Source organism: Sorlinia euscelidii (assembly GCF_036452135.1).
GTDB classification, from domain to species: Bacteria; Pseudomonadota; Alphaproteobacteria; order Acetobacterales; family Acetobacteraceae; genus Sorlinia; species Sorlinia euscelidii.
On sequence record NZ_JAWJZZ010000001.1, the window covers coordinates 551,291 to 575,103 of the forward strand.

General features: G+C 54.4%; 35 protein-coding genes. 27 read left to right on the plus strand and 8 right to left on the minus strand.

Annotation, left to right across the window (positions count from 1 at the left end; all coding sequences use genetic code 11):
• Positions 1-51 precede the first annotated feature (51 nt).
• Positions 52-342, plus strand: coding sequence for a DUF2312 domain-containing protein (locus CGLAMM_RS02515; RefSeq protein ID WP_394819467.1), 291 nt, complete (start codon positions 52-54; stop codon positions 340-342).
• A gap of 125 nt (positions 343-467) precedes the next feature.
• Here CGLAMM_RS02515 and CGLAMM_RS02520 read toward each other — a convergent pair whose 3' ends face one another.
• The gene (locus CGLAMM_RS02520; RefSeq protein WP_394819466.1) at positions 468-599 is read right to left on the minus strand and encodes a hypothetical protein; all 132 of its coding nucleotides are present in this window, start codon (positions 597-599) and stop codon (positions 468-470) included.
• Positions 600-641: 42 nt separating this feature from the next.
• On the opposite strand from CGLAMM_RS02520, the gene CGLAMM_RS02525 reads away from it, so the two are divergent.
• The 6 genes from CGLAMM_RS02525 (at position 642) to CGLAMM_RS02550 (ending at position 4,670) form a co-directional block, all read left to right on the plus strand.
• Complete coding sequence (locus tag CGLAMM_RS02525) at positions 642-836, plus strand: hypothetical protein (RefSeq protein WP_394819465.1); 195 nt, start codon at positions 642-644, stop codon at positions 834-836.
• Positions 833-2,335 carry a replicative DNA helicase gene (locus CGLAMM_RS02530; RefSeq protein ID WP_394819464.1) on the plus strand — a complete coding sequence of 501 codons (1,503 nt, stop codon included), beginning with the start codon at positions 833-835 and terminating at the stop codon, positions 2,333-2,335. The genes CGLAMM_RS02525 and CGLAMM_RS02530 overlap by 4 nt, the downstream gene beginning before the upstream one ends.
• Positions 2,332-2,610, plus strand: coding sequence for a helix-turn-helix domain-containing protein (locus CGLAMM_RS02535; protein WP_394819463.1), 279 nt, complete (start codon positions 2,332-2,334; stop codon positions 2,608-2,610). Before CGLAMM_RS02530 ends, CGLAMM_RS02535 begins: the two co-directional genes overlap by 4 nt.
• The gene (locus CGLAMM_RS02540; protein ID WP_418115304.1) at positions 2,607-3,581 is read left to right on the plus strand and encodes a hypothetical protein; all 975 of its coding nucleotides are present in this window, start codon (positions 2,607-2,609) and stop codon (positions 3,579-3,581) included. Before CGLAMM_RS02535 ends, CGLAMM_RS02540 begins: the two co-directional genes overlap by 4 nt.
• A 42-nt stretch (positions 3,582-3,623) precedes the next feature.
• Entirely contained in the window at positions 3,624-4,235 is a 612-nt protein-coding gene (locus CGLAMM_RS02545; RefSeq protein ID WP_394819461.1) for a hypothetical protein, read from the plus strand.
• A gap of 111 nt (positions 4,236-4,346) precedes the next feature.
• Positions 4,347-4,670: a hypothetical protein gene (locus CGLAMM_RS02550; RefSeq protein ID WP_394819460.1), complete on the plus strand. Its 324-nt coding sequence runs from the start codon at positions 4,347-4,349 to the stop codon at positions 4,668-4,670.
• On the opposite strand, the gene CGLAMM_RS02555 is transcribed toward CGLAMM_RS02550, so the two are convergent.
• Together CGLAMM_RS02555 and CGLAMM_RS02560 are read right to left on the minus strand one after the other, a co-directional pair.
• On the minus strand, positions 4,667-4,990 hold the full coding sequence (locus tag CGLAMM_RS02555; RefSeq protein WP_394819459.1) for an addiction module antidote protein: 324 nt from the start codon (positions 4,988-4,990) through the stop codon (positions 4,667-4,669). The genes CGLAMM_RS02550 and CGLAMM_RS02555 overlap by 4 nt on opposite strands.
• A complete protein-coding gene (locus tag CGLAMM_RS02560; protein WP_394819458.1) occupies positions 4,987-5,283 on the minus strand; it encodes a type II toxin-antitoxin system RelE/ParE family toxin in 297 nt (98 codons plus the stop codon). Before CGLAMM_RS02560 ends, CGLAMM_RS02555 begins: the two co-directional genes overlap by 4 nt.
• 72 nt (positions 5,284-5,355) lie before the next feature.
• Between CGLAMM_RS02560 and CGLAMM_RS02565 the strand changes: the two genes are divergently transcribed.
• From CGLAMM_RS02565 to CGLAMM_RS02605, 9 genes are all read left to right on the plus strand, one after another.
• Positions 5,356-6,576: a PBSX family phage terminase large subunit gene (locus CGLAMM_RS02565; RefSeq protein ID WP_394819457.1), complete on the plus strand. Its 1,221-nt coding sequence runs from the start codon at positions 5,356-5,358 to the stop codon at positions 6,574-6,576.
• Between the two features lie 212 nt (positions 6,577-6,788).
• A complete protein-coding gene (locus CGLAMM_RS02570; protein WP_418115305.1) occupies positions 6,789-8,237 on the plus strand; it encodes a phage portal protein in 1,449 nt (482 codons plus the stop codon).
• Positions 8,215-9,051, plus strand: a complete 837-nt coding sequence (locus CGLAMM_RS02575; protein ID WP_394819455.1) for a phage minor head protein — start codon at positions 8,215-8,217, stop codon at positions 9,049-9,051. Before CGLAMM_RS02570 ends, CGLAMM_RS02575 begins: the two co-directional genes overlap by 23 nt.
• Before the next feature lie 13 nt (positions 9,052-9,064).
• Positions 9,065-10,216 (plus strand): DUF2213 domain-containing protein, encoded by a 1,152-nt coding sequence (locus CGLAMM_RS02580; RefSeq protein WP_394819454.1) that lies wholly within the window; start codon positions 9,065-9,067, stop codon positions 10,214-10,216.
• 11 nt (positions 10,217-10,227) lie between these two features.
• Positions 10,228-10,722 (plus strand): structural cement protein Gp24, encoded by a 495-nt coding sequence (locus CGLAMM_RS02585; RefSeq protein ID WP_394819453.1) that lies wholly within the window; start codon positions 10,228-10,230, stop codon positions 10,720-10,722.
• A 34-nt stretch (positions 10,723-10,756) separates the two neighbouring features.
• Positions 10,757-11,812 (plus strand): hypothetical protein, encoded by a 1,056-nt coding sequence (locus CGLAMM_RS02590; RefSeq protein WP_394819452.1) that lies wholly within the window; start codon positions 10,757-10,759, stop codon positions 11,810-11,812.
• Positions 11,813-11,814: 2 nt separating this feature from the next.
• Positions 11,815-12,222: a hypothetical protein gene (locus CGLAMM_RS02595; RefSeq protein ID WP_394819451.1), complete on the plus strand. Its 408-nt coding sequence runs from the start codon at positions 11,815-11,817 to the stop codon at positions 12,220-12,222.
• Complete coding sequence (locus tag CGLAMM_RS02600; protein WP_394819450.1) at positions 12,219-12,656, plus strand: DUF4054 domain-containing protein; 438 nt, start codon at positions 12,219-12,221, stop codon at positions 12,654-12,656. The genes CGLAMM_RS02595 and CGLAMM_RS02600 overlap by 4 nt, the downstream gene beginning before the upstream one ends.
• A gap of 3 nt (positions 12,657-12,659) precedes the next feature.
• Positions 12,660-13,241: a hypothetical protein gene (locus CGLAMM_RS02605; protein WP_394819449.1), complete on the plus strand. Its 582-nt coding sequence runs from the start codon at positions 12,660-12,662 to the stop codon at positions 13,239-13,241.
• Between the two features lie 132 nt (positions 13,242-13,373).
• Here the strand turns inward: CGLAMM_RS02605 and CGLAMM_RS02610 are convergent, their stop codons facing one another.
• Complete coding sequence (locus CGLAMM_RS02610) at positions 13,374-13,583, minus strand: hypothetical protein (RefSeq protein ID WP_394819448.1); 210 nt, start codon at positions 13,581-13,583, stop codon at positions 13,374-13,376.
• Positions 13,584-13,716: 133 nt separating this feature from the next.
• Between CGLAMM_RS02610 and CGLAMM_RS02615 the strand changes: the two genes are divergently transcribed.
• Both CGLAMM_RS02615 and CGLAMM_RS02620 read left to right on the plus strand, forming a co-directional pair.
• Positions 13,717-14,400, plus strand: coding sequence for a phage antirepressor KilAC domain-containing protein (locus tag CGLAMM_RS02615; protein WP_418115306.1), 684 nt, complete (start codon positions 13,717-13,719; stop codon positions 14,398-14,400).
• Positions 14,387-14,629, plus strand: coding sequence for a hypothetical protein (locus CGLAMM_RS02620; protein WP_394819446.1), 243 nt, complete (start codon positions 14,387-14,389; stop codon positions 14,627-14,629). The genes CGLAMM_RS02615 and CGLAMM_RS02620 overlap by 14 nt, the downstream gene beginning before the upstream one ends.
• Before the next feature lie 127 nt (positions 14,630-14,756).
• Here CGLAMM_RS02620 and CGLAMM_RS02625 read toward each other — a convergent pair whose 3' ends face one another.
• Complete coding sequence (locus CGLAMM_RS02625; RefSeq protein WP_394819445.1) at positions 14,757-15,041, minus strand: HigA family addiction module antitoxin; 285 nt, start codon at positions 15,039-15,041, stop codon at positions 14,757-14,759.
• 12 nt (positions 15,042-15,053) lie between these two features.
• A complete protein-coding gene (locus tag CGLAMM_RS02630; RefSeq protein WP_394819444.1) occupies positions 15,054-15,767 on the minus strand; it encodes a type II toxin-antitoxin system RelE/ParE family toxin in 714 nt (237 codons plus the stop codon).
• Here CGLAMM_RS02630 and CGLAMM_RS02635 point away from each other — a divergent pair.
• From CGLAMM_RS02635 to CGLAMM_RS02675, 9 genes are all read left to right on the plus strand, one after another.
• A complete protein-coding gene (locus CGLAMM_RS02635; protein WP_394819443.1) occupies positions 15,752-16,288 on the plus strand; it encodes a phage neck terminator protein in 537 nt (178 codons plus the stop codon). The two genes, CGLAMM_RS02630 and CGLAMM_RS02635, sit on opposite strands and share 16 nt — an antisense overlap.
• On the plus strand, positions 16,281-17,450 hold the full coding sequence (locus CGLAMM_RS02640) for a DUF3383 family protein (RefSeq protein ID WP_394819442.1): 1,170 nt from the start codon (positions 16,281-16,283) through the stop codon (positions 17,448-17,450). Before CGLAMM_RS02635 ends, CGLAMM_RS02640 begins: the two co-directional genes overlap by 8 nt.
• A complete protein-coding gene (locus tag CGLAMM_RS02645; protein ID WP_394819441.1) occupies positions 17,451-17,888 on the plus strand; it encodes a phage tail fiber protein in 438 nt (145 codons plus the stop codon). It abuts the gene before it with no gap.
• A gap of 11 nt (positions 17,889-17,899) precedes the next feature.
• Positions 17,900-18,388, plus strand: coding sequence for a phage tail assembly chaperone (locus CGLAMM_RS02650; RefSeq protein ID WP_394819440.1), 489 nt, complete (start codon positions 17,900-17,902; stop codon positions 18,386-18,388).
• Positions 18,389-18,550: 162 nt separating this feature from the next.
• The gene (locus CGLAMM_RS02655; protein ID WP_418115307.1) at positions 18,551-20,389 is read left to right on the plus strand and encodes a phage tail tip lysozyme; all 1,839 of its coding nucleotides are present in this window, start codon (positions 18,551-18,553) and stop codon (positions 20,387-20,389) included.
• Positions 20,389-21,171 (plus strand): phage baseplate protein, encoded by a 783-nt coding sequence (locus tag CGLAMM_RS02660; protein ID WP_394819437.1) that lies wholly within the window; start codon positions 20,389-20,391, stop codon positions 21,169-21,171. Before CGLAMM_RS02655 ends, CGLAMM_RS02660 begins: the two co-directional genes overlap by 1 nt.
• Complete coding sequence (locus CGLAMM_RS02665) at positions 21,168-21,461, plus strand: phage baseplate plug family protein (RefSeq protein ID WP_394819436.1); 294 nt, start codon at positions 21,168-21,170, stop codon at positions 21,459-21,461. Before CGLAMM_RS02660 ends, CGLAMM_RS02665 begins: the two co-directional genes overlap by 4 nt.
• A gap of 55 nt (positions 21,462-21,516) precedes the next feature.
• The gene (locus CGLAMM_RS02670; protein WP_394819435.1) at positions 21,517-22,536 is read left to right on the plus strand and encodes a hypothetical protein; all 1,020 of its coding nucleotides are present in this window, start codon (positions 21,517-21,519) and stop codon (positions 22,534-22,536) included.
• Positions 22,533-23,162, plus strand: a complete 630-nt coding sequence (locus tag CGLAMM_RS02675) for a Gp138 family membrane-puncturing spike protein (RefSeq protein WP_418115308.1) — start codon at positions 22,533-22,535, stop codon at positions 23,160-23,162. Before CGLAMM_RS02670 ends, CGLAMM_RS02675 begins: the two co-directional genes overlap by 4 nt.
• A gap of 24 nt (positions 23,163-23,186) precedes the next feature.
• Here CGLAMM_RS02675 and vapC read toward each other — a convergent pair whose 3' ends face one another.
• Together vapC and CGLAMM_RS02685 are read right to left on the minus strand one after the other, a co-directional pair.
• Positions 23,187-23,579, minus strand: coding sequence for a type II toxin-antitoxin system VapC family toxin (gene vapC, locus CGLAMM_RS02680; RefSeq protein ID WP_394819433.1), 393 nt, complete (start codon positions 23,577-23,579; stop codon positions 23,187-23,189).
• The gene (locus CGLAMM_RS02685) at positions 23,576-23,770 is read right to left on the minus strand and encodes a type II toxin-antitoxin system VapB family antitoxin (protein WP_394819432.1); all 195 of its coding nucleotides are present in this window, start codon (positions 23,768-23,770) and stop codon (positions 23,576-23,578) included. Before CGLAMM_RS02685 ends, vapC begins: the two co-directional genes overlap by 4 nt.
• Between the last annotated feature and the right edge of the window lie 43 nt (positions 23,771-23,813).

The following is a 23,813-nucleotide window of genomic DNA, read 5'->3' on the forward strand; positions in this document are numbered from 1 at the left end:
CGCGGACATTCTTCACGCGGCAGGCATGTTCAGAGTAAAGGATAAAAAATAATGCAGGTCCAGATAAACGGGCATAGCGGGGCATATGAACCGCGCCCAGTCGCTTCAGAAGGTGAAGTATCGGCAAAACGGCTTCAATCGATCATTGATCGGATCGAGCGCCTTGAAGAAGAGAAGAAGGCCCTCGCGAGCGACATCAAGGATATTTTCTTTGAGGCAAAATCAGCGGGTTTCGACGTGCCTGTTCTCAAGGAAATTCTCCGCGCACGCAAGCAGGCGCCGTCCGAGGTTGAAGAGCAACGATCACTCTTCGACATCTATGCTCACGCACTGGGCATGTGAAAACGATGCTTCGAGGAACACAGCGCTGCTCGGTAGCAAGTCGTGCCGTGGATGAGGTCGAACGGATGGATTGTGACGGCACGGATCGGTTTCGCGTCACAGCTGATATCCCTTCTGTAGACTTTTTAATCCGCACAGATGATGGGGATAACGCAGCGTATGGCCTCGTCATCGACATGTCCGTCTTCGATGACCTTGAGCGAGAGGCAGCAGCACGCGCGGCGCAGAAACACGAAGCGGGATAGCGTTTCCACCATCCCGCCTCGAACGTCGTCATATTGATCACAAGGAAGAGAGCTATGCTCTACGAGAGAATAGAGTCACCTGCAGCTCAGGTCAAGTCGCCATACGCACTTATCTTACAAGCCTTACGATTGAAAGAAAAGAGCGACCGCGTGATCGCCTTGCGTGAAGCATGGCGCGCCTGTGAAGATAAAGAGGCGCTTTTCGCTGCGGCCGTCAATATCGTGGCCGATCGGGGGGTAGGAAAATGAGCCTATCTTCGGGCGTCGGTGATGAACCGGGTATTATCGATATCGTCTCTGTTAACGAAGAAATTGCTCTCCTGGGCGCGCTCATCATTAATCCTCAGAAAATTGTCCCGATGGTGGAGGATATTCTTTTACCTTCTTATTTCTCGAGCAGCGTTTATGGCGATATCTACGCCGAGATCTTGAGACTTTACGTGGACGGTCATTTACCCGACCCCTTCAGCATACGTCGATTTCTAGATAAACATCCGTCATCCGGTCAGATAAAGCCCAGCGAATTCGTCGCTAAAATCGTTTCTGCGATGGTCGGGCTGAATGAGATCAACCGCGAATATGCGCTCACGATACGAGATTCCTGGCGCCGCCGGACCCTGTATCTCGCGTGTAAGGAGACGACCGAATTATGCCTTATGCCCGGTACAGAGTCCGCTCAGGAAATATCAGATCAGCTTGAAGCTCGCCTTCTTGATTTGGCAGACCCGGCGCTGGACACGGAGAAAAATGTCCCGGTCTTCCAGGCTATCGCCAAGGCGTATGAGGATGCTCAGGAAGCTGTCAGACGAGGAGATGCGCTGGCAGGGATAAGTTCGGGCTATCGGTCGTTTGACGTGCTCACGAATGGTTTGGTTGGCGGAAACCTATATCTCATCGGTGCGCGTCCAGGAATGGGTAAGACGAGTATCGCGCTCGGCATGGGAATGCGCATCGCATGTTCAGGGAAGAGGGTTCTTTTCTGGTCCGGCGAGATGACGGCAAAGCAGCTCGGTGCCCGTGCGGCGTCAGGTAAAACGGGGCTCAACCTACGTTCGATTCTGTCAGGGCGTGACTGGGATGACGGTGAAGGTCGTCGCTCACTTTCCAAGGCGCAATGGAGTCATTTTATGGCCGCCTGTGACGAGGCGACGAAATTCCCCATTGAGTTCGATACGCGCGGCGCGATCAGCGTCGTGCAGTTACGATCAAGAGCGCGCCGTATGAAACGCTCGAAGACGGGTCTCGATGCCATTATTCTCGATTATGTCGGCCTCATGTCCGCGAGCTCTCATGCTACGCGCGGAGGTCTTTACGCGGCTCTGACTGAAATTTCGAAGGATCTGAAGTCACTCGCCAAAGAGCTCGACGTGCCTGTCATCGCGCTTGCTCAGCTCAACAGGAAGGTCGAGGAGCGTCCTGACAAAAAGCCGATGATGTCTGACCTACGCGACAGCGGCGGTCTTGAACAGGATGCCGATGTCATCGGACTGCTCTACCGCGCTGAATATTACCTTCGCAAAGAGCTTCAAGAGGGGCGTCGCAAGGACGAGACAGACGAGAAATGGAAAGTTCGCGCAGATGAGCTTCTCCTACGCATAGGCGACTGCGAGGGACAAGGGCAGCTGCACATTGCGAAAAACCGACACGGGCCGGAAGGCTTGGTCAGGCTTCGTTTTGAAGCCGCCACCACGTGGTTCCGTGATGAAACTGAACGCGCATCCAGTAATGCGTGGGGAGAGAAATTATGACAAAGCATTTATTCACTTGGGTTCAAAAACTAGACCTGCCACGCATCGAAAAATTGGTCCTTGTAATCCTGATAACTTTAAATAAATCCAGCAAGAAAGGCCACATCCCCACGGTTCGGGAGATTGCCTCCGGAAGCTCGATAAGCGAAAGGTCAGCGCAACGAGCGTTAAAAAATTTAGTCAACAATAAGATCATTTTCGCGACACCTAAAAGCGGCAGCGCAACCCGGTATGAGATCAATGCGCCTTCAAAAAAGGGAGACGCTCGCCAATGATCACGAACTCATTTTCCGCCATGAATTGGGCGAAGTCTCTTCCGTTGAAGAGGGCTCCTAAAGTCATTCTAACGGCTCTGATCAGCTACATTGATTTGAATACGGGGCGATGCACACTTTCCATCGCGAAAATTGAGAAAGACTGGCCCTATAAGGCTCGCTCTATTCGCAAAGCGTTTGCCGATCTCGAAAGCTTGGGGCTCATCGAGAGAGAATTTTCTTCCGGCGTTGCGACGACGTATCGCGTCTGTTTCGACGCACAAATGCCGTTGTCTAACGAATCAAATACCCCGGCAAACTTTGCAAGGAGACCCCGGCAAACTTTGCACGTAACCCCGGCAAACTTTGCAAGGAGACCCCGGCAAACTTTGCAGGGACATATCAATTATAACAATTATTCTATCAATACCCCCCTATTATCCCCCCAAGGGGAAATCGATCATGGGTCGAAAACAGAGAAAGCCAAACCCTCAGACCTGTTCACCGATCCCATTGCTGAGCAACCTTCGTGTCAGCCAAAAGCAACGCCGTCCAAGCCGAAGCTCGAACGCATCCCTGAGCAGGACTTCGATGAATTTTGGGCAGCCTATCCTCGCAAGGAGGGGAAAGGCTCAGCGCGGAAAGCTTTCGAGAAAGCCCGGCGGAAGATCAGCCAGCGTCTCCTCATTCGGTGCGTCCTTGCCTGGCCGTTCGCGGAAAAGCTTTCTGATCGGGGAGATTTCCGGCCACACCCCGCGACCTGGCTCAACAACGAGCGCTGGCTGGATGAATCCGTCAGGCACGTGCTGAAGGTAACGGATGAGACGCCCGAGCAACGGGAAGCCGTAGCAGCGTTCAATCGTGCTCGAGATGCCTACATCGCGAAAATCAGCATGGGCGTGACCCAGTCGGGGATGAAGATGCCGGTTCTCGAGGATTTCCTTGCCAAGCATGCTCAGTCGACGCGACGAGACAACATCGCCGTTCATTAACGAAATAAACATGCTCTTCAGAGCCTACAGGATCGTCGTAGAATGCCTTCTAAACAATCTCTGGTATCAGTCATGCGGAAACGACAAAAAACGCCACCACAGGCAAAAAAAAGGGGTAGTGTAGGGCGTCATGCTTTTTGGCCCATCGAAACCATGTCGCCGACGCCTGAACGCGTCGCCAAGCCGGATTTCGAGAAGGATCATCACGGGCTGTTCGCCAGGGCGCGTACGGTTCAGAGCCTGCACAGTGCGCGTGAGATATCGGGAGACGCTGTCACGGCAGCCTCGTGGTGGCTCAGTGATTTCGTGTTTGCGCGAGAAGGCTACGGCGACTGGCTGCGCGATCTGGCGCCTGATGGATACCTCCAAGGAGACGTGCACACTTTTGCATTTCAGCGCGGACAGGCAGGTGCCCGCATTTCACGCATCAGGGCGCGGCTGACCGAACCAGCGCATGAGCTGCTCGTGATGCTCTTGGCCGACGGCCTGTCGTTTACAGCGATCGCGAAGTTGAAATATCCTTGCAAGCATTTCGAACAGGGCAAGCGACTTGTCCGGGGTCAGGCTGCGATCGTGCTCGAGCAACTCGCGGGCTATTATGCGGGCCGCGAATCCGTTGAAAACAAAGGCGTTGACAACGGTACCGATTTTTAGTAAGAAATTGTCAGGCTCGGAAAAGTGCGTTTAGGACGTAAAAACACTCTCAGCCTTTTCCCTCAAAAACCGTAAAAATAACGGAAAGATAACGGCAGTTATCGGTAGTTTATGGCAAAATCGACAAAATTCCAGAAAGGCGCTCCGCGTCCCCCAGGAGCCGGGCGGAAAAAAGGCTCGACCAACAAGACGACAGCGCAGATTCGTGAGATGGCGCGCATGCATGCGGAAGAGGCGATTGAGACTCTCGTCGAGATGATCCGTGACAGCGACACAGACTCAGCTCGGATCGCGGCGATCAAAGAGCTTCTGGATCGCGGCTTGGGCAAGGCGACGGCGCATCACGAGCTGACAGGGGCGGACGGTGCTGCTCTCATGCCTGTCACAATTAATATGAGGCCGCTGCCCGATCCGAAGCAAGCGCCAGAGGATTAATCGGGTGACGATGGTAGCGCGGCATCTGATCGCACACCAAGGCGCACATTAAGAGCTTTCGCAATCTTCGTCACAGTCGCCAGAGTTGGATTGCCACCTTGCGACAGAGCTTTTGAAAGGCCCTGCCGCGTTATCCCAACTTCCCGCGCCAAAGCAGACGTGCCACGCGCCCGGGCAATAGCGGCAAGAGCCGAAATAATAGTCGCGCCATCCCCGTCGTCGCTGTCGGCTGCCGCATTGAGATAGGCAGCGATATCGTCTTCACCATCGAGATAATCCGCCGAATCATAGCGGCTAAGTCTTTTGAGCTTTTGATTCATAACCCTAACTCCTTCTTTAACTCTTGCGCCCTTACGATATCGCGAGCCTGAGACCCCTTATCGCCCCCGCACAAAAGAATTACACAAACCACTCCAGACCAAACATAATAGATTCGGTAACCCGGACCGTACGTGATGCGCAGCTCCATCAGACCTTTGCCCACCGATTTTGCGTCACCGAAGTTGCCTCCAGCCATGCGATCGAGACGGACAGCGATGCGGGCTTTTGCCTGACGGTCCCGGAGACCGAGCATCCATTTGTCAAACTCATCTGTTTTGAGAAGATCGACCATAAGGAAACTATAGTTTACATACCCTAAAATGTCAACTTTAGTTTGCACTCAGTGCCATTAAAGCGTCTTAATATGGTTGACCTCGCCTATTCGCATAAGTTCGGAGATTTCTCTCGCCCCTATCGCTACCGCATCTGGTATGGCGGACGTGGTTCTTCCAAATCATGGACGGTCGCGCGTGTCCTCGTGGCGATGGCCGCGTCGCGAAAACTGCGTATCCTTTGCTGCCGCGAATATCAGAACAGCATAAATGACTCAGTCAAGAAGCTGCTCACCGACCAGATCGACGCCATGGAATTGACGCCATGGTTCAAAATCCAAGAGCACACGATCACATCAAGCTTCGGTTCGGAGTTCTTGTTCAAGGGTCTGGCGCGCAACATACAGGGCATCAAGTCAACGGAAGGGATCGATATCTGCTGGGTCGAGGAGGGTCAGACGATTAGCCAGACCTCTCTCGACATCCTTGTGCCCACCATCCGTAAAACGGGTTCAGAAATCTGGATCACGTATAATCCCGAGCACAGTGATGATCCCGTTTATAAACTGACATCCATGCTTCAGGATGACCCTGACGCATGGGTAAGCCGCATCAACTGGCGTGATAATCCCTGGTTTCCACCCGAGCTTGAAGGAGAGCGCAAACGGCTCCTTAAGCATGATCCTGAAGCCTATGAGCATGTCTGGGAAGGCGCGTGCCGCACGATTTCCGAAGCGGTCATTTTCCGGCATCGCGTCACTGTGGAAGCCTTTGAGTCGCCTTCAGATGCGCGTTATTACTTCGGCGCCGACTGGGGTTTTTCGCAAGACCCCACAGCCCTCGTTCGCTGCTTCGTGCAGGATGACTGCCTTTACATTGATCACGAGGCTGGCGGCGTCGGCATTGAGCTTGATCGTTTGCCAGAGCTTTTTGAGCGCATCCCGGGTGCACGCGCGTGGCCGATTAAGGGTGACTCTGCTCGGCCCGAGACAATCAGTTACCTTGCAAACCGGCATGGGTTTCGCATCAGCGCCGCACAGAAATGGCCCGGTAGCGTCGAGGACGGCGTAGAGCGGCTGAAAGCATTTACCCGCATCATCGTGCATGAACGCTGCGTCGAGACGGCACGGGAATTCAGGCTCTACGCTTATAAAGTCGATAAAATGACGAACGACATCCTTCCGAAGATCGATGATCGCTACAACCATTATATCGACGCTATCCGCTACGCGCTCGACGGGATCATTACGAATAAGCGCCGGATGCCGTCATTCGCGCGCTACGCAGCCCCAGCCCATCATCACGGACTCTGACATTGTTTTTTCGCCGTAAGCCCGCTCCTGCTCAGCCTGATAGGCCAAAGCAGGAACCGAAGTCTTATGCAGGTAAGCGCGCCTGGCCGAATTTTAAAAATTATGCGCGCAACACTGGACAGAACGACGAGCCTGATCTGACTGAGGTCTTCAGGCCTTACAGAGCGCCCGTTTCCGTCATCCCCGAGGGGGATCGCAAAGCCTATGACGCGATGATTGACGCGGCACAGGCGGCTATTTCACCGTTCACACTTGGCGCAGGCGGTTATGCGAGGAGCTGGCTCTCTGATGGGCTCGCTTTTCTAGGATATCCCTACCTCGCCGAGATGGCACAGCGCGCTGAATTCCGCAAGCCTTGTATCGTTATCACACGTGAGGCCACGCGCGAGTGGATTAAGTTCCGATATAATACAGACAGTTACTCTCAGGATGAGCGGCTTAGAGAGGAGATTGACGGCACCAATGCGGCCGATGAGAGAGTCACGGCCATTGAGAAGGAATTCGAGCGCCTGAACATACGGCGGATCGTTGGCGAGCAAATCAAGCAGGCACTTCTCTACGGCATCGGTCACGTCTTCATCGATGTGGCGGCGCAGCATGGCGACACAGATACATCGCTCCCACTGCGTGTGACGGCTCAGGGCGTCAAACAAGGCAGCCTGCGTGGTTTCCGAACGATTGAGCCGCTCTGGGCGACGCCGTCCGTTTATAACGCCGTTGATCCGCTGAGAGACGATTTCTTCAAGCCGCAGACGTGGTACATCATCGGGCGCCAGGTCCACACCGATCGGCTGATCGATATGGTGCCCTATGAGGTCTCTGACCTGCTGAAGCCCGCCTTCAACTTTGGCGGGCTGTCCCTGACGCAACAAATCCGCGCCTACGTGCATAATTTCCTCCGCACGCGGAACAGCGTCAGCAACATTACCTCCAATTTTTCAAAGCTCGTGCTGCTGACCGATATGGCAGGCAACATGCAGAGCGCTGTGGGGTCGGGAGATTCCTATCCAGGCATGCCGTTCAGCGACGTTGAGCGTGACAGCGTGGTAGGCCGCGCCAACCTCATGCAAGCTGTATCAGAGGGGCAGGACACCATCATCGCGGATAAGAACGCCGAGGATGTGCGCGTCGTCTCAACTCCTCTCGGCGGCCTGAACGATCTGCAGGCGAGCGCCATGGAGGCCATGGCGTCGATCCCCGGCATCCCACTCGTCAAGCTTTTCGGATTGCAGCCCTCTGGACTTAATGCCTCATCCGAGGGCGAAATCCGCGTCTTCTACGATGAAATCTCCGCGTTTCAGGAAGCACATGTGCGGCCTGTCCTCGAAAAAATGTTTCGGCTCGTCCAGCTTCATCTCTGGGGCGAAATCGATAAAAACCTCAGCTTCGAATTTAATCCGCTCTGGCAGCTTGATGAGGAGAAGCTCACCGCCGTTGAGAAGATGCGCGCCGATATTGACCTCGTGAATATTCAGGCTGGGAAAATCTCTCCTGAAGAAGCGCGAGAGCGCGAAAAGCACAGTGACACGTCGATTTACGCGAAGGTCGATCTGAACGGCGAGGCGCCCTCTCAATCCTATCTTGATCAGAACGCCGACGGATTCAGGCCGCAGGATTTTATCGGCGGGAGTGCTCAGAATGGCGATCCGCGCGCCGAGTAGCCGCCCGCTTATTCTTCCGCCTTATAAGCCAAGCGCAGCCCAACGAGATGGCTATCAGGGTGAGTTGAACCGGCTCTTACGGGAAATGTCACGTGATCTGATCACGTCTCTTGCCTCTCCGGAAAATGAAGCGCCTTCCATCGCAATGGACGCGTTGTCATTTGAGCAAATTGCACGCACCTTCGATCGCCTAAATAAAAAATGGATCGACGCCTGGTTTCAACGCGCGCCGGACATAGCGGCCAACGCCGTCACCGGCATGAGCGCTCATGCTGATCGCCAGTTCAGCGCATCGTTAAAACGTGCCGGGTTCGCGATCGATTTTCGTCCCACACCCGAACTCTCGAGTAAAATTGGCTTCGCGGCGCAGTACAACACGTCGCTCATCAAATCGATCGGAACGCAGTATCTCGATCAAGTCGCGAACCTCGTCACGCAAGCCGCCCTCAAGGGTGGCGACGCGGCCACCCTGGCGAAAAACCTGCGTGAACGCTTCGGCGTGGCGAAATCTCGGGCCGCCCTCATCGCGCGGGACCAGAACGCTAAAATCACGGCCCTGGTCACGAATGAACGTCGCGCCGAGAGTGGTCTCTTTTTTGCCCGGTGGCACCACAGCGCGGGCGTGCATGAGCCCCGCCCGGATCATCTTGCTGCCGGTTTGAAAGGTCTGATTTTCGACATCCGAAAGGGCGCCTATCTCGAAAGAAAATGGGTGCAGCCCGGTGAGGAGATCAATTGCCACTGCTCATCAAGCACGATCATCCCGTCGCTCGAGCATATTGATCCCTTTATTCTGCAAAAACTAGCCGCCTAACGAGAACAAAACGATGACTCTTCGCCTCGCCTATGACCGGATGGGCAGCGTCCGGACATTTGACAAGGACGGACGCCTGCACATCGAAATGACGCCGATTTCAAAGGCTAACATCTGCGAATATCTCGGGCGTGAAATCCCTCGTGGTGAAGAATTGGGGCTCGACGCCAACCGGCGCTACCGGCTTTATCGCGATCCCACTGAGCTGAAGAAAGCCGCAGACAGCTTCAACCGTGTGCCGGTGCTTCAGGAGCATCGATCCGTCACGGCCGCAGATCCGCGTCGAGAGCTTGTCATCGGTTCAACGGGGGAAAACGCCCGGTTCGAGGCACCCTACCTCATGAACAGCATGGTGGTCTGGGACGGCGACATGATCGAAAGGATCAAAACAGGAACGCAGCGGGAAATCTCATCCGCCTACGCCTACGATGTGGACATGACGCCCGGCGAGATCGATGGCGAGCCCTATGACGGGCGCATGAAGGACATCCGCGGAAATCACGTCGCGCTCGTTGAGAAGGGCCGCGCCGGGCCTGACGTGATGGTCGCCGATTCAGCTACCCTTATAACCAACGACGAGGAGCCAGAAATGGCAGAAAATGGAACAAAAGACGACGACCGGAAAGACGATGTCGCCAAGGACAGTCTCGAGGATGAGCTTAAGGCTCTGCTCGAGAAGCACGAGAAGACCGACAGCGACATCGACCGCATCATGCGCGAGATTAATCGCGATGGAAGTCAGGGCGAGGATGAGGAGGAAGACCCCGCGGCCGAGGCTGCGAAAATCGTCGATCCTTCCACGCCCGATCCCAAAACTGATCCTGCTCGTGATGAAGAGCCAGAGAAGCGATTCTCCAAAGAGGATGTCGATCGCATGGTCGAGGACAAACTCCGGGCACATGACGCCAAGCGTGCAGCGATGGATGCAGCACTGCGCGAGGTTAGACCCCTCGTCGGCGAGATTGTGATCGCCATGGACAGCGCCGAGTCGGTGTATCGCTACGCCTTGAAGGAAGAGGGCATTGATACGGCTGGCGTCAACCTCGCTGGTCTCCGCGCAATCGTGAAGTCGCGTTTAGACGCAAAACGGCCGCCATCTCCGAGCGTTGCGATGGATGCGGCGACGACCAACAAGTTCGGCGTTCCTGCGCCGCGTAAATATTGAGGAGCACCGCCATGTCATTTCAGACACATGCCAATTACACGTGGCCGATCGGGTTCGAAGGCGATTTCGCAAGCGCCAATCCCCACAAAACGGTTCCTTCAACGACGCTTGGTTTCAAAGCGGGAACGAGTGGCGTGATCGTGGGACGTTTTGCCTGGGCCGACGATCAGGGTTTCGTCTCTAACGCGGGCTCAACAATTCCGACGGGGTTCGTCTATCGAAATCAGCAGGCCTTCATCACCGATGTGACCAAGTCGTACACGAATACCATTAATGCCGGATTTCCCGTGACACTCGCAGAAGGCGGCGATTTCTGGGTTAAATCCTCTACGGAATCGTCGGTCGGACAGGCTGTTTATGCGTCGACGGCAGATGGATCAATATCGACGGCGGCCAAAGGCACAGCGCCGGCCAATACCGTCGAAACAGGCTGGACCGTCGCCCGTGGCGGCAAAGCCGGGGATCTGATCATCGTCAACGGCCCCGCTCATACTTTACAGCGTTAAGCTGCACTCCCCCCCCATATATTAAGGAAATATCATGAGACACCCAGATCTCGTCGCCCTCGAGCGCGACTGGGGCGTGACCGGCGATCTGCGGCACGTCTCACGTTTTGCACATGATGCCCAACTTGCCATGGACGCAGCATCCGGTCCGATTACTCAGGCAAATATCGGTATCCCCTCCCTTTTTACAACATGGGTGGACCCGACGATCATTGAAACGATTGTCACGCCGACGAAGTCGGAGGAAGTTTACGGCTCTGCGAAAAAGGGCGATTGGATCACCAGCTTTGCGCAATTTCCTATGGTTGAATATTCGGGCGACGTAGCCGCCTATGAGGATTACAGTCGAGACGGCATGACGGGCGCCAACGTGAATTGGGAAGTCAGACAGTCGTTTCATTATCAGACCTATACTGAGTGGGGCGAGCGGGAAGGTGAGCTCATGGGAGCGGCGCAGCTCGATTGGATCAGTCGGAAAAACCTTGCGTCGATTGCCGTGTTGAATAAGGCTCAGAACGCAATTAACCTTTACGGCATCTCGGGCCTCCAGCTTCGTGGCGCGCTCAACGATGCTGACCTGCCCCCCGCAATTCAGCCGACGCCGAAAACGAACGCATCAGGAGGTGCAGCGTCAGGCAATACCTGGTTCGATACAAGCGATCCCCTGCAGGTCTATTCTGATATCCTGTCAATGTATACGACAGCCCTCACGCAAATGGCAGGTAATCTCACATTAGAGACGCCGATGAAGCTTGTTATTCCGACGACCCATCAGACTTGCTTGCTCTATGCTAACCAGTATAAAACGACCGTTAAGGAGCTACTAAAAGAAAATCTACCCAATCTTGAAATTGTCTCTCTCCCAGAGGCGGGAGTAAGTTTGTCCGGGGGGCAATCAAAAGTCACTCAGGCACAGCTTTTCGTCAAACAGGTCGAAGGGCAGGAAACGGTGACGACGGCATTCACAGAAAAGCTGCGCGCGCATCGGGTTGAGAATTTCACCTCTTATACTCGTCAAAAGAAATCTCAGGGCACTTGGGGCACGATCTGGCGCTATCCTTTGGCCTGCGTGACGATGGTGGGGATCTAAACATGGCCGAGACAATCACCGTTATCTGTCGTTTACCGTCGGGCATCAGGCTTGACGTCCATGACATGGAAGTTCTGAAAGCGAGAAATCTCAGCCCAAACCAAAGTAACACTGCTCCCAAACCTATGAAGTCAGTCACTTTGAACGGCATCAAGGGCGATCCGCGTTTTGTCAAAGAGGCAAACGTCCATCTTGGTTACGGAGGGCGAACGCAGGTTGACAAGGAGTTCTGGGAAGCATGGCTGAAGCAGAACGCCTCCAGTGATCTCGTGAAGAAAAACATCATCTTTGCCGAAGTCAATGAAAAGCGTGCCTTGGATCGCTTGGATTCCGAAGGGAAAACCCCAACAGGGATGGAACCGCTCGATCAGAATAAAGTCCCAGGCGTCAAGAAAGCCAGTGACAAATGACAGAAACCGGCGTCGTCACGTTTGATTACGACCTCTGGCGTCAAATTTATAGCGGTCTTGCTCAAAACGTGTCGGCGGAGGCGGGTCAGTTCTTTTTTGATCAGGCCTGCCTCATCTTCAACAACTCGCCGCGCTCACCGGAGCGAGACGTAAATGCGCGGCGCAATCTGCTCTATATGCTGACGGCGCACATTGCTCAGATCAGCACGTCCCCTTCAGGCGGCTCAGGATCATCCGGCGGTGGCCTTGTCGGGAGGATTTCCTCAGCCACGCGCGGTTCTGTCTCCGTTTCCGCCGAAGCCCCTGATGTGGGCGCAGGCGCGGGATGGTTTGCGCAAACCCAATGGGGCCTGACCTTCTGGCAGGCGACCCTTAAATACCGCCAGATGCGCATGATCCCCGGGCGTTCGCATCCAGCCTTTATCTGGCCCTGAACCATGGCGGAAAACATCCACGGCATGGCTGAATTGCGGCGCAAGCTGAAGGCGATTGCCCAAAAAGGCGCGCGTAAGGCTGAGCTGGATGTCGGCTTCTTTGCTGGCAAGAGTTATGAGAATGGCCCACCGATCGCGTCTGTGGCAGCGCTAAACGAATTCGGTGCGGCCATTAATGTGCCGGAGAGAACGACAACCGTCTACCGTTCGCTCCGCCCTGATGGTGTCACCTACAATCGTCAAGGCCGCTTTGTGAAAAAACGCGTGGCGAACGTCGCGACCGACCACGTCGTGCCAGCCCACACAATCATCATACCCGCCCGCCCCTTCATGAGGACGACGATCTCGGAAAACCAGATGAAATGGTATGCGGATTTTGCGAAAATCCTGCGAGATTCAAGCCTTGATTCGAAAACGTCCCTGACGACTTTAGGCGAGCAAATCGTCAATGATATTCAGGCGACCATCCGTGGCTGGACCGAGCCGCCCAACGCACCCTCGACCATCCGTAAGAAAAAGCGGAATAACCCGCTCGAGGACACAAACCGAATGATCAATAACGTCACCTTCAAGGTGAAAATTTGATCAAACCTTGCGATAGCCCGATGGTGAATTATCTTCTGCAACCTGAATCTCGTTGATTAAATTCATCGATTTGACGACAGAACGGCTGTTTGAAAACGGAGTTTTACGAGAAAGTCGTAAAACTACCCGGGCCTATCGCCCAGAGTTGTCGTTCTGCAATGCCTTGAGACCAGCTTCGATAAGACGGCGGATGGCTTCGGCCTCGCTCCCGATGCGCTCCCGAAACCTGAAATCAGAGATGGTTTCAAGCATGTCGTTTGGCAGAGAGATCAATTTGCGCGTCATTTTGGAAGTGTCAACAGCCATATCGAGCATATACACGATATCAATATTGACTTGCAATATATATAAGTGCTATCACTGATAACGACTGGTCCCGGAAAGGCGTTCCGGGACCAGTCTAACCGCAAGCAAGGAGCATGATCCTATGCCTACCGCTAAAGATATCGATATCACAAAACGTTCAAACCTTACTATGTCGAGCCGTGAAATTGCAGAGCTTACGCAGAAGGAACACCGACACGTGCGGCGCGACATCAGTAAGATGTTCAATGATTTGGAAATGTCGGAAACGGGGTATGCCCAAATCTGGACAGACCCGCAAAATGGCCAGAATTATGAAGAGTTTCTACTTCCCAAAGACCTCACCCTGACTTTGATATCTGGCTACAATGTCAGACTGCGGAAAAAAATCATCGACCGCTGGATTGAGCTTGAAGGTGCGGGACAGAGATCCGCCTTCACTGTTCCGAGAAATCTTTCCGAAGCGCTCCGCCTTGCCGCGGACCAAGCGGAGCAGATTGAGGTGATGAAGCCCGTCGTCGCGGCATATAACCGCCTTGCGAAAGCGCAGGGGAGTGTGTGTCTGACGGATGCAGCCAAGATGTGCCAGATGAAGCCACAGGCTTTTATCCGTTACCTGAATGCTGAGCATTGGATATACCGGCGCGTCGGATCGCCCGCCTGGATTGGCTATGCCGAGCACCTCGATAATGGTGATCTAGAGCACAAATACACGACAGTTCAACGTGATGACGGGACCGAGAAGATCACAACGCAGGCGCGTGTGACGGCTCAGGGCGTCACGAAGCTGTGCCTCAAGCTCGGTATCCCCGCGCCTGCTTTCGACAAACAGGAGGCAGCACATGCCACAGTGTGAGAAAACGGATAGCATCGGTGAGGTTCTGCACGATCTGACTTTTGTCAGCGAAATACTGAAACTCACGGGGCAGGCAGAGACTTCGGTGAGTCCGATCATAAGTGACCGTCTCGCAGAGATCGTCGAGCAGTTATGCATTCGCCTTGATCACCTCGATTTCGAAAGCCGTTGCGACGAGGCGATGAGGCCGCGTCGTGAGAAAGAAGACACCGACATGGTCAATTTCTGAAGCTTAAAACCCGTAAAGGAGAAAAGCCGTCCTTCGGGGCGGTTTTTTTGTGGAGGTGGTGGAATGAAGCGGCGCGATGCAGTCTCCTCTCGCATGCACCGATGACCTCAAACCTTGGCGCGTTTGGTCAAGCAGCAGCAAACCGTTGGATGTCCGGCTGGGGTCGACGCCGCGCCTGCCAAAGGTCATAACTCGCCTGAAAACGCACCCAGAAATCAGCATTGCTGATCCCAGCCTTCTCCAGGCGGAGCGCTAAGGCGGGGCTTATACCGGCATGTCCATTTAAAACACGCGACAAAGCCGTGCGCGTCATGCGCAAATGCGTTGCCGCCTCCGTAACTGACAGCCCCAGCTCCGGGAAAACATCCTCCCGCAATATCTCGCCGGGATGCGTATGTGTGTGCGGTGTCATGACACGCCCTCCTTAATGATAATCCAGATAGTCAACCAATTCGACATCGTGACCGACAAATCGAAAGATGACGCGCCAGTTGCCGTTCACCTTTAAAGACCAGTAACCGTCCAGCATTCCAGTCAAGCGATGCATGCCGGACCCAGGATAAATAAGATCGTCGGGAGACGAAGCAACGTTGAGACTGTCCAGTAGGCGCTGAAGTTTTCCGGAATGCGCCGGATTGATACCCTTACGAACGCCTCGGAGCCAGAACAACTCCAGTCCCTTGTGCTTGAAACTCAAGATCATGTAGGCATCGTATATCGTGTAGCCACAATACACAATCGGAAAATCACCATGATCGATCTCTACGGCATTGCGGGTGGCCTCACAGAGGTCATCAACCCGTTCACGCAGGCAACGCTGCGCGTTTATGACGCGGAAGACGGCTCGCGCCGACAGAAGCCAAAATATCGTGATGTGCCGGTTGAGATCGAGGTTCAGTCTCTGAGCGGCAGTGACCTTCAGCATCTCGACAACCTGAATCAGACATCGGAAATGCGCGCTGTCTACATCCGTGGCCGGATCAGCCCACTGAGCGAAGCTCTTCAGCTCGGCGGTGACGTCCTCGTCTTCAACAACCGTCAATGGCTCATCACACAGCTCATCGAGGAGTGGGGGAATGGAGAATGGCGAAAAGTCGTTGTGACGCTCCAAAACGATCCGGCTTGAACGTTTTTCCATCTGAAGCGCAGATTTACGACGCGCTCGAAGGATGGCTCAGGACGATCCTTCCCGATAATGTCCGGGTTGTCGAAGCCCAGACCAACCGCGCGCCGCCACCCCCTGGGCCCTTCGTCCAGATGCTCATCGTGACGCGTCGCCGTTACGCGACGAATAGCCACGTTCAGAATGCCGATCAGACAGCCACTGTCACGCAGCCCGTGCTGATGACGATTCAGCTCTCCGTGTTTCGTGAGGGCGCAGGTGACATTGCCTCACTCATCTCAACCCTTTGGCGCGACGGGCACGCCACGACGTATTTCAGCGAGCATCTACCGGAGATCACCGCCGTCAAGACCACGGACCCGCGTCAGAATGTCTGGATTAATGCCTCAGCCCAATATGTCGATGGGTGGAATCTCGACCTGACAATCGATGCGCGCATCTCGACGACGATCTCCTCACCGTCTGCTCTGGACCTTCACACGGCGGTCATCCCCGCCGATCTCCTTCACGTAAACAAGGACAACTCTCATGGCTGATACGCTCGGCTCAATCCCTATCGATACGATTGTCAAGGTCGTCCCGTCGGCCCTGGGTGTCGGTGTCGGGGTAACCTTCATCAATGCGCTGATCCTGACGCAGAGCGCTGTCATTCCTTCCGGTGCGCTCAAGGTCTACACGTCGTCCGCTGACGTTCAGAAAGACTTCACGGCGACCTCTGTCGAAGCGAAAATGGCTGCGGTCTACTTCTCAGGCTATGAGGGGGCGATCAAGCTGCCGACGAAGCTGTATTTCTACGGCGCTTCGGCTGGAGAAAGCTCGACCGCATCCTCCCCGACTGATTTGATGAATGCGGTCGTCAACCAGACGCAGGATTTCAGCGGCTTCACGACAGCATGGGAACCAACCCTTTCTGAGAAGCAGGCCTTTGCGACGTGGACAGGCTCACAGAACTTGAGGTTCTGGTATGTCGCCTGGGACACGGATGACCAGGCAATCGTCTCGTCCGGCAGCACATCGTTTGGAACATGGCTTCAAACGCAAAACATTGACGGCACGACGGCGATTTATAAAGACCCGAATGCCGCGGCACTCTGCCTCGGTTGGATGGCTTCCCTCAACTTTGACGCAGCCAACGGACGCACGGTGCTTGCGCAGCGGCGCAATGGCCTCGTCACGCCGTCTGTAACTGATGCGACGACTGCGGCGGCACTTCAGGGCAATGGCTACTCATTCTACGGCGCCTACGCCAATGGATTGGGGCGCTTTGAATTTCTCCGCGACGGCGCGGTCTCGGGCCAATTTCTCTGGGCTGATTCCTATATCAATCAGATCTGGATGAACGCCTCCATGCAGTCAGCCCTCATGAACCTGCTGAATACGGCAGGCCAAATCCCCTACACCACACAAGGCGACGGGCTTGTCAGCGCGGCTGTCAAGGACGTGATTGATCAAGCCATCAGCTTCGGGGCCATCCGCGCAGGCGTGACGCTGACGGCAGCTCAAAAGCTTGAGATTAAAGAAGCCGCAGGGGCTGATATCGCGGATACCATTCAGTATTCAGGCTGGTATTTCCAGCCAAACGCGTCTTCAGCTCCGGCCACGGTCCGCGTCGCGCGGCGCTCCCCCTCTTCGAAATTCTGGTACACGGACGGCCAGAGTGTTCAATCCTTCCTTGTCGCCAGCATGGAGGTCCAATAAATGGCTCAGAGTTTTATCACCTCGGCTGATGCCATCTTCACTTTGACGATACAGCCACTTTTTTCTGCCCCGATCACCCTCGAAAACTGGGGAACCGACCGCGCCTGGGAAGTCAGCTCATACGCGGCGACCGATAGCCGCATGTCAATTGACGGGTACCTCAATAAGGGTTTTCAGCATCGCCCCGTTGAAATGTCACTCACGTTGGAAGCAAATAGCCCATCAAACGCGGTTTTCGAGGCGATTGAGGAATATCAAAAAGCCATGACAACCGTCGTTATACTTGGCGGGGAACTCCGTTTGCCAGGCCTCCACCGCAAATACACATTCGATGACGGGCATGTCATCGGCATGACACCGCTGCCGGGCGGCGCGTCTATGCTGGAGGCGCGGACCTACAACTTGAGATGGCGCCGTATCATCCCGGCTGGAATTTGAGGAGAGCCATCATGAAAGATCGCGTCACGCCCGAGAGGGAACGAGAAATTGTCATCGAGGACGGCCCGGACAAGGGCAAGCGCTTTGTTATCAATATGATGAGTGCTTATACGGGCGACCGTTGGGCGAGAAAGCTCGGCGCTGCCTGTGGACGCAGTGCAGGGCGCATTCCGGAAGCTGTTATTTCTCAAGGTCCAGGTGCTTTTTCGGACATCACAATTGCTATCTTCGGTCATATCGAAGAAAATATCCGTGAAGAGCTTTTCGATGAATTGATGAAATGTGTGAAGATCAAACGTGGGGGTGCACCTCTCCCCACAGATGTGATTGAGCTGGATTTCGACGATCCCTTCACGCTCCAACGCGTAAGGGAAGAAGCCTTTGATTTAAACGTAAATTTTATCAAGGCAGCGGTGAGCCAACTTTCCCAGCTCGCCGCCACGACAATGTTTCTGGGGGGAATTCTCAGCCTCGACCGCTCGCCAAAAGCGGAAACCTGACGCGTCCACTCGCTGACCTCATCGCTGCACGCATCGTCACACTGCACGAGCTTAAGACCGTCTACAATTGGCATGATGTCATGATCATGTGGGAAGCGCTCGCCGTGGCGCGGTATAATGAGTCTTGATGCTTGAAGATTTTCAATAAACGAAGATAGAGCCATGAACTACGACGAAATCCTTCACCAGCTCATAATCAAGCTGAAGATGGATGGCGTCGAGCTTGTCAAATCGACTGATGCGATCAACAAAGATCTGGATAAGCTTGAGAAAAACACAGGCAAAACACAAGGTCGCTTCAAGCAACTCGCGGCACAGACCAATCAGTTCGGAAAAGAAGGCGCGGATGCTTTTGCCGCAGTCCGCAGGGAAGCGCTGAGCTATTTCGCGATCATCACAGGTGGCCGGGGCCTGACCTCATTTATACGGGACACCACCAAAGCCGGCGTCTCTCTTGATAATCTCAGCCGTCAGCTCGGTATCTCACGTCAAAACCTGCTGCAATACCGTTATGCGTTGGAAGCGGTTGGAAGTGATGGGGGTGGGTATGAGAAAATGCTTGCCACGATTCAGGCAATGGCAAGAACCCCTAAAGGGTTTCAAGACCTTCAACTCTATGCACCTCAGCTTGGCGTAAAACTGCTCAATGATGATAACTCAGTGCGGAGTGACATTCTCGATCAACTGAACAAATCAAAAGCTTTCCGAGATCGCGATCGAGGCAATCAGCAGCTTTTACTTTCGAAAATAGGCGGTGACAGCGACCTACTCAATCTGATCGATTCCCCGCGCTATAAAGCGATCGTCAATAGCCCCGAATTTCAAGGTCTCGCGCCAACAGATGAGCAGGTGCAGCAGTCGAAACAGCTCCTTGAGGACTGGATTAAGTTCCAGGCCGAGAGTTCTAAAATCTTCAATCGAGTTTACTCCGACATCCAGCCTGTTGCCGACTGGATTGTGAAGGGCCTCACCGCGATCGAGCGCTCAAATCCGCGAGAAATTGCAACGGGGTTGGAAGTTCTGGCGGGCGCCATAGTCGTGCTTGGGACGGCCGCACTTGGCTCACAGCTTCTGAAGGTCGGAAAATCGGCGACAGGTTTAGCTTCAGGCGTGGCGAAAGGCGTGGGACTGAAATGGGGGGCCAAGCAAGCATCGAAACTTGTCGTCAAGCCGTTGGAATGGCTTTTTGATAAGAGCGGAGCCTGGTTCTATGAGGAGGGCGTCAAGGGCGTGATCGGTCGCGGAATTGGCCGGACCGCTCTTCGGGGCGCGCTCATAGGTGAAGCGATCAGCGGCCCGATCGGCTGGACAGCGCTCGGCGTTGATGTGGGGTGGGAGGCCTATAAACACCGGGAAGGCATTGTCAAAGGCGCGAAAGCAGGATTTCATTGGGGCAAAGAAGCTTACACCGTCGCAAGTATCCTGCGTAAAAGGGGGCTTTCTCTTCCGAGCATCATCGGTATTCTCGCGAACATTCAGCACGAAAGCCAGTTCAACCCGCATCTGACGCCACCGAATGGCGAACACGCTTATGGTCTTCTTCAGTGGCATCCCGATAGGCAAAAAGAGTTCAAGCGCGTCTTTGGACATGATATTCGTCAATCCACGCTTGAAGAGCAGGCAGAATTCATTGCCCATGAACTTCACCACACAGAAAAAGCGGCGTTTAAAGTGCTACAGCGCGCAAGATCAGCCGCAGAAGCGGGAGCCGAAGCGAGCCTCCTTTATGTTCGCCCTCGCGACAAATTAGGTGAAGCAGAAAGTCGCGCGGACTTGGCTGAGCAGATCAGCGCGAACCTGAACGCGTCGGCGGCGGCTAATAACAACGCCCAGACCAACCATTTCAACGTGACTTTAGGCGATATCAACGTGACAAGTCATGCGGCCAACCCGGCGCACGTTGCCAATGAGGTGAATGCCTCGACATCGGGCCATCTCAAGGCAACGCTCGATGAATTCAGAAAAGCGATCGTGCAACAGAATGCAGGGGGTATCTACTGATGCCCTTTCCTGTCATTCCTCTGCCTCTTGCCTTCACCCTGCCGGACATTGCCGGTGTCCCTGATGTGCTCGGGCGCGTCGTGCCGCCCCAAATCACGGCGGTGATTTCAACGTCACTCGCCTCGGTATACGACGCGTGGCTGCTTCAGGATGAGAAAAAGAAGTGGGGATTCTTCGAAGTCATTTCAGAAACCATTCCACCAGCATATGCAAAGGGTGAACTTAGCGGGACAATTCCTCTCGGTGACGTGCTTAAACCGACTGTTGTTAATTCAACCAACCCCGTCCTCACCTCAGCAAGCGTGCATAGCATTGAGCTCCAGGAGAGTTACGCGATCAGCACCGCGCCGCAGGAAGACGGTGCCTTCACGTCTTACAACAAGGTCAAGCTGCCGACGACGGGTGCGGTGCGCCTCATTTGCGACGGGTTTCAGACGGGGGCTTCTCTCCTCGTCGAAGCTTTAGGGCAATCACGGGCAATTTGGGACGCAAATGTCAAACCCAAGGCCATAAAAGAAACGTTCCTCAACACCCTCGCGGACATGGCATCGAACACGAAGCTCTATCAGCTCGTCACGCCGGAGAAGACATGGGACCGCGTCAATATTATCGGCTATCACATCTCACGCTCCGTCGAGCAGCCACACACCATGCTCTTCGTCGATGTCCGGTTTGTGGAGGTGCGTTCGGCGAACGTTGAGACCCGGAAGGCCACAAAAAAGCCGAATGGCGCGGCGAAGGTCGATAATGGGGTGACCACGCCCATCCCGGTGGCGTCATGACGAAGCTCATCATTCCCCTGTCGGCCATCCCATCACAACAGAGCCAGGTTGTTCTTGACGGACAACAGGTTCAATTCTGGCTGCGCCAGCTTGCCACGGGTCTCTACATCGATCTCACCGTCAATGGTGCGCTTGTGATGGCCGGTTGCCTTTGTGTGGACCGTGTTGACCTCCTGCGCGGCCGCATCCCTGCTCTGACCGGATTGCTTTATTTCCGCGACATGCAGGGCAGGAAAGACCCGGATTACACGGGGCTGAAGAACCGCTTTCAGTTCATTTACGAGGTCTGACGTGGCTGTCACCGACACGCTGAATCCAATCGGCTTTAAACGTCGAAAGATCGTCTTGACCTTTCATATCGAAAGACGTGATGGCACGCAGGAGACGATAAATATTAATGGCAGTTACCGCATCCGCGCGACGATTTCCAACGCTGGCCTTTCGGTTGGGCGAGAAGTCAACCTTGCCATTGAAGGTTTGCCTCTCGACATTATGAACCGACTCTCTTTTATCGCGGGCTATGCGGCAGATGACGGCTCAAAAATCATCGGGATTTCTCGCTCTTCAGTCCGCGTCTTTGCAGGTGTCCTCGACGAGGCGCTGGCGACCATTTTTGATGGCAATATCAGTGAGGCCTACGTTGATTACAGCGCTGCACCTGACGTGACATTCCGAGTGCGAGCGCAGGATCTCAATAGGTTTTCAAAAACGGTCAATGATCAGGTGGGATATCGCGAGGCTATGCCGCCAGCCGCCATTCTCTCTGATCTCTGCGTGCGTAACGGACTGAAGTTTTTTGACCATGGCGGCTGGGGAAGCAATGACCGTATAAAGGTCAATTACCTTAACGGTGACCTGCTTACACAGCTTAAGCGCATCGTGCATCCCGTTAAGGGAGAAGTGACGCTTGAGCCAGCAGGCGGAATCGATTTTAACGGGAAAATCTCGACGGGCATTCCTGTCCTTCATGCTTGGGGCCGCTTCGCAACGCGTGGTGAAGGCGTAACTCCCGACACAATCCCTGTTATCTCAGCCGAAAACGGGATGATTGGTTACCCCCGTTACTCTCCAGTCGGATGCCAGATCATCACGATTTTTAGACCAGAACTGACGTTTTACAGTTTGGTCAAACTTGAAAGCCGTTATCTTCCGGCTGCGTTTGCGTCATTAGACGAAAATGGCTTTAATCAGATGCGGCAATTCGTGATCAAAGATGAAAATGCGCAGAAATCACCTTGGGATGGCTATTGGCTTGTTGTCGCCGTCAATCACGACCTATCGTGCGAAGTGCCTGGGGGGCCATGGATTACCGAACTTGAATGCATGGTTTCAGCGTTCGCGCAACGTTTTCCTGTGGTGAGATGATGGCACGCATACCTTTCCCAACGTCAACTCTTCCGCAGGATTTTGCTTCCAATAGAGGAGCAATTGAATATCTCATCCGGCAGCATCTTTCCCTTATCGGGCCGCCCATGTTTGCAGAAGTGGTCGCTTTTTACCCCGGTCAGAACGGCGGTCCCGGGCGCGTCGACGTGCACCCGATGGTGCATCAGCAGGACGCAGCGGGGCGTGTCTACCCGCATGGCGTCATCTTGGATATTCCTTACATGCGTCTCCAGGCAGGCACATCGGCGATCATCCTGGACCCTCAGCCCGGTGATATCGGCTTTCTCCTCGTAAGCGGTCGCGATCATTCTGGCGTTGTCGCGACAGGCAAAGAGTCACCTCCAGGCTCATTCCGTCAATTCGATATGTCAGACTCCGTCTTCATCGGCGGCTTCCTCAACCCGGCGCCAACGCAGTTCATCCAGTTCACAGAGAGCGGCATCAGGATTGTCGCGTCGGGCCCCGTCGAGATTGAAGCGGATAACGTCCACATCACCGGCGCGCTCAAGGTCGATGGTGACGTGACATCTGGGAATATCAGCCTGACAAACCATGTCCATGGCGGCGTCCAGACGGGTGGCAGCACGACGGGTAAGGCGCAGTAAGAGGGATAAATTTAATGGCAGAAATCAGGAAACCCTTTCCAACCCCAGATGAATCACAAACGGATCAAAGTCCCGGTCACTGTAAAGGAGTCGATACCCGCTCACAATGCACCGTGTGGCAATCAGGGTATCAATAGTCTTCCTGATGGTGATGCCTTCGGCGCGCAGGTCACGAAAATATCGTGCCGCTTCGATCATGACATCACGCCCCGCGATCTCGACTAAATCCAGAGCGCTAAGCAATCTCCGTGCCTTGTTGAAATCCCGCTCGCTGGCAAATCCCTGAAGAACTTCGGTCATCATTAAATCACCGATGGAGATGAGTTCTTCTCCTAATAGCCGGTCCAGAATATCGACTTGCGGCGTGGCGGTGCCCCGAAAAAAATCGATCCAGACCGATGAATCGACCAGGATCACGCGTCGGAACGCATGGCGTCGAGATCACCCCGCCACGCCAGTCGGCCCTTCATGGAACGCAGTTCCCGCTGCTGCTTCAGCCTGATCAGCGTCCGCAACCCGAGTTCGACGGCTTCTTTCTTGGTTTTGACACCAGACGCCTTTAGCGCATCTGTCATAAGGGTATCATCAATAATGATGTTGGTTCGCATGATGTGTATCTCCTAAATGAAATATACACATCAACAACACCCG

Coding starts and splice junctions, on each gene's coding strand:
- CGLAMM_RS02515 (WP_394819467.1), top strand. CDS start 52: ATGCAGGTCCAGATAAACGGGCATAGCGGGGCATATGAACCGCGCCCA.
- CGLAMM_RS02520 (WP_394819466.1), bottom strand. CDS start 599: ATGGTGGAAACGCTATCCCGCTTCGTGTTTCTGCGCCGCGCGTGCTGC.
- CGLAMM_RS02525 (WP_394819465.1), top strand. CDS start 642: ATGCTCTACGAGAGAATAGAGTCACCTGCAGCTCAGGTCAAGTCGCCA.
- CGLAMM_RS02530 (WP_394819464.1), top strand. CDS start 833: ATGAGCCTATCTTCGGGCGTCGGTGATGAACCGGGTATTATCGATATC.
- CGLAMM_RS02535 (WP_394819463.1), top strand. CDS start 2,332: ATGACAAAGCATTTATTCACTTGGGTTCAAAAACTAGACCTGCCACGC.
- CGLAMM_RS02540 (WP_418115304.1), top strand. CDS start 2,607: ATGATCACGAACTCATTTTCCGCCATGAATTGGGCGAAGTCTCTTCCG.
- CGLAMM_RS02545 (WP_394819461.1), top strand. CDS start 3,624: ATGCCTTCTAAACAATCTCTGGTATCAGTCATGCGGAAACGACAAAAA.
- CGLAMM_RS02550 (WP_394819460.1), top strand. CDS start 4,347: ATGGCAAAATCGACAAAATTCCAGAAAGGCGCTCCGCGTCCCCCAGGA.
- CGLAMM_RS02555 (WP_394819459.1), bottom strand. CDS start 4,990: ATGAATCAAAAGCTCAAAAGACTTAGCCGCTATGATTCGGCGGATTAT.
- CGLAMM_RS02560 (WP_394819458.1), bottom strand. CDS start 5,283: ATGGTCGATCTTCTCAAAACAGATGAGTTTGACAAATGGATGCTCGGT.
- CGLAMM_RS02565 (WP_394819457.1), top strand. CDS start 5,356: ATGGTTGACCTCGCCTATTCGCATAAGTTCGGAGATTTCTCTCGCCCC.
- CGLAMM_RS02570 (WP_418115305.1), top strand. CDS start 6,789: ATGATTGACGCGGCACAGGCGGCTATTTCACCGTTCACACTTGGCGCA.
- CGLAMM_RS02575 (WP_394819455.1), top strand. CDS start 8,215: ATGGCGATCCGCGCGCCGAGTAGCCGCCCGCTTATTCTTCCGCCTTAT.
- CGLAMM_RS02580 (WP_394819454.1), top strand. CDS start 9,065: ATGACTCTTCGCCTCGCCTATGACCGGATGGGCAGCGTCCGGACATTT.
- CGLAMM_RS02585 (WP_394819453.1), top strand. CDS start 10,228: ATGTCATTTCAGACACATGCCAATTACACGTGGCCGATCGGGTTCGAA.
- CGLAMM_RS02590 (WP_394819452.1), top strand. CDS start 10,757: ATGAGACACCCAGATCTCGTCGCCCTCGAGCGCGACTGGGGCGTGACC.
- CGLAMM_RS02595 (WP_394819451.1), top strand. CDS start 11,815: ATGGCCGAGACAATCACCGTTATCTGTCGTTTACCGTCGGGCATCAGG.
- CGLAMM_RS02600 (WP_394819450.1), top strand. CDS start 12,219: ATGACAGAAACCGGCGTCGTCACGTTTGATTACGACCTCTGGCGTCAA.
- CGLAMM_RS02605 (WP_394819449.1), top strand. CDS start 12,660: ATGGCGGAAAACATCCACGGCATGGCTGAATTGCGGCGCAAGCTGAAG.
- CGLAMM_RS02615 (WP_418115306.1), top strand. CDS start 13,717: ATGTCGAGCCGTGAAATTGCAGAGCTTACGCAGAAGGAACACCGACAC.
- CGLAMM_RS02620 (WP_394819446.1), top strand. CDS start 14,387: ATGCCACAGTGTGAGAAAACGGATAGCATCGGTGAGGTTCTGCACGAT.
- CGLAMM_RS02625 (WP_394819445.1), bottom strand. CDS start 15,041: ATGACACCGCACACACATACGCATCCCGGCGAGATATTGCGGGAGGAT.
- CGLAMM_RS02630 (WP_394819444.1), bottom strand. CDS start 15,767: ATGGAAAAACGTTCAAGCCGGATCGTTTTGGAGCGTCACAACGACTTT.
- CGLAMM_RS02640 (WP_394819442.1), top strand. CDS start 16,281: ATGGCTGATACGCTCGGCTCAATCCCTATCGATACGATTGTCAAGGTC.
- CGLAMM_RS02645 (WP_394819441.1), top strand. CDS start 17,451: ATGGCTCAGAGTTTTATCACCTCGGCTGATGCCATCTTCACTTTGACG.
- CGLAMM_RS02650 (WP_394819440.1), top strand. CDS start 17,900: ATGAAAGATCGCGTCACGCCCGAGAGGGAACGAGAAATTGTCATCGAG.
- CGLAMM_RS02655 (WP_418115307.1), top strand. CDS start 18,551: ATGAACTACGACGAAATCCTTCACCAGCTCATAATCAAGCTGAAGATG.
- CGLAMM_RS02660 (WP_394819437.1), top strand. CDS start 20,389: ATGCCCTTTCCTGTCATTCCTCTGCCTCTTGCCTTCACCCTGCCGGAC.
- CGLAMM_RS02665 (WP_394819436.1), top strand. CDS start 21,168: ATGACGAAGCTCATCATTCCCCTGTCGGCCATCCCATCACAACAGAGC.
- CGLAMM_RS02675 (WP_418115308.1), top strand. CDS start 22,533: ATGATGGCACGCATACCTTTCCCAACGTCAACTCTTCCGCAGGATTTT.
- CGLAMM_RS02685 (WP_394819432.1), bottom strand. CDS start 23,770: ATGCGAACCAACATCATTATTGATGATACCCTTATGACAGATGCGCTA.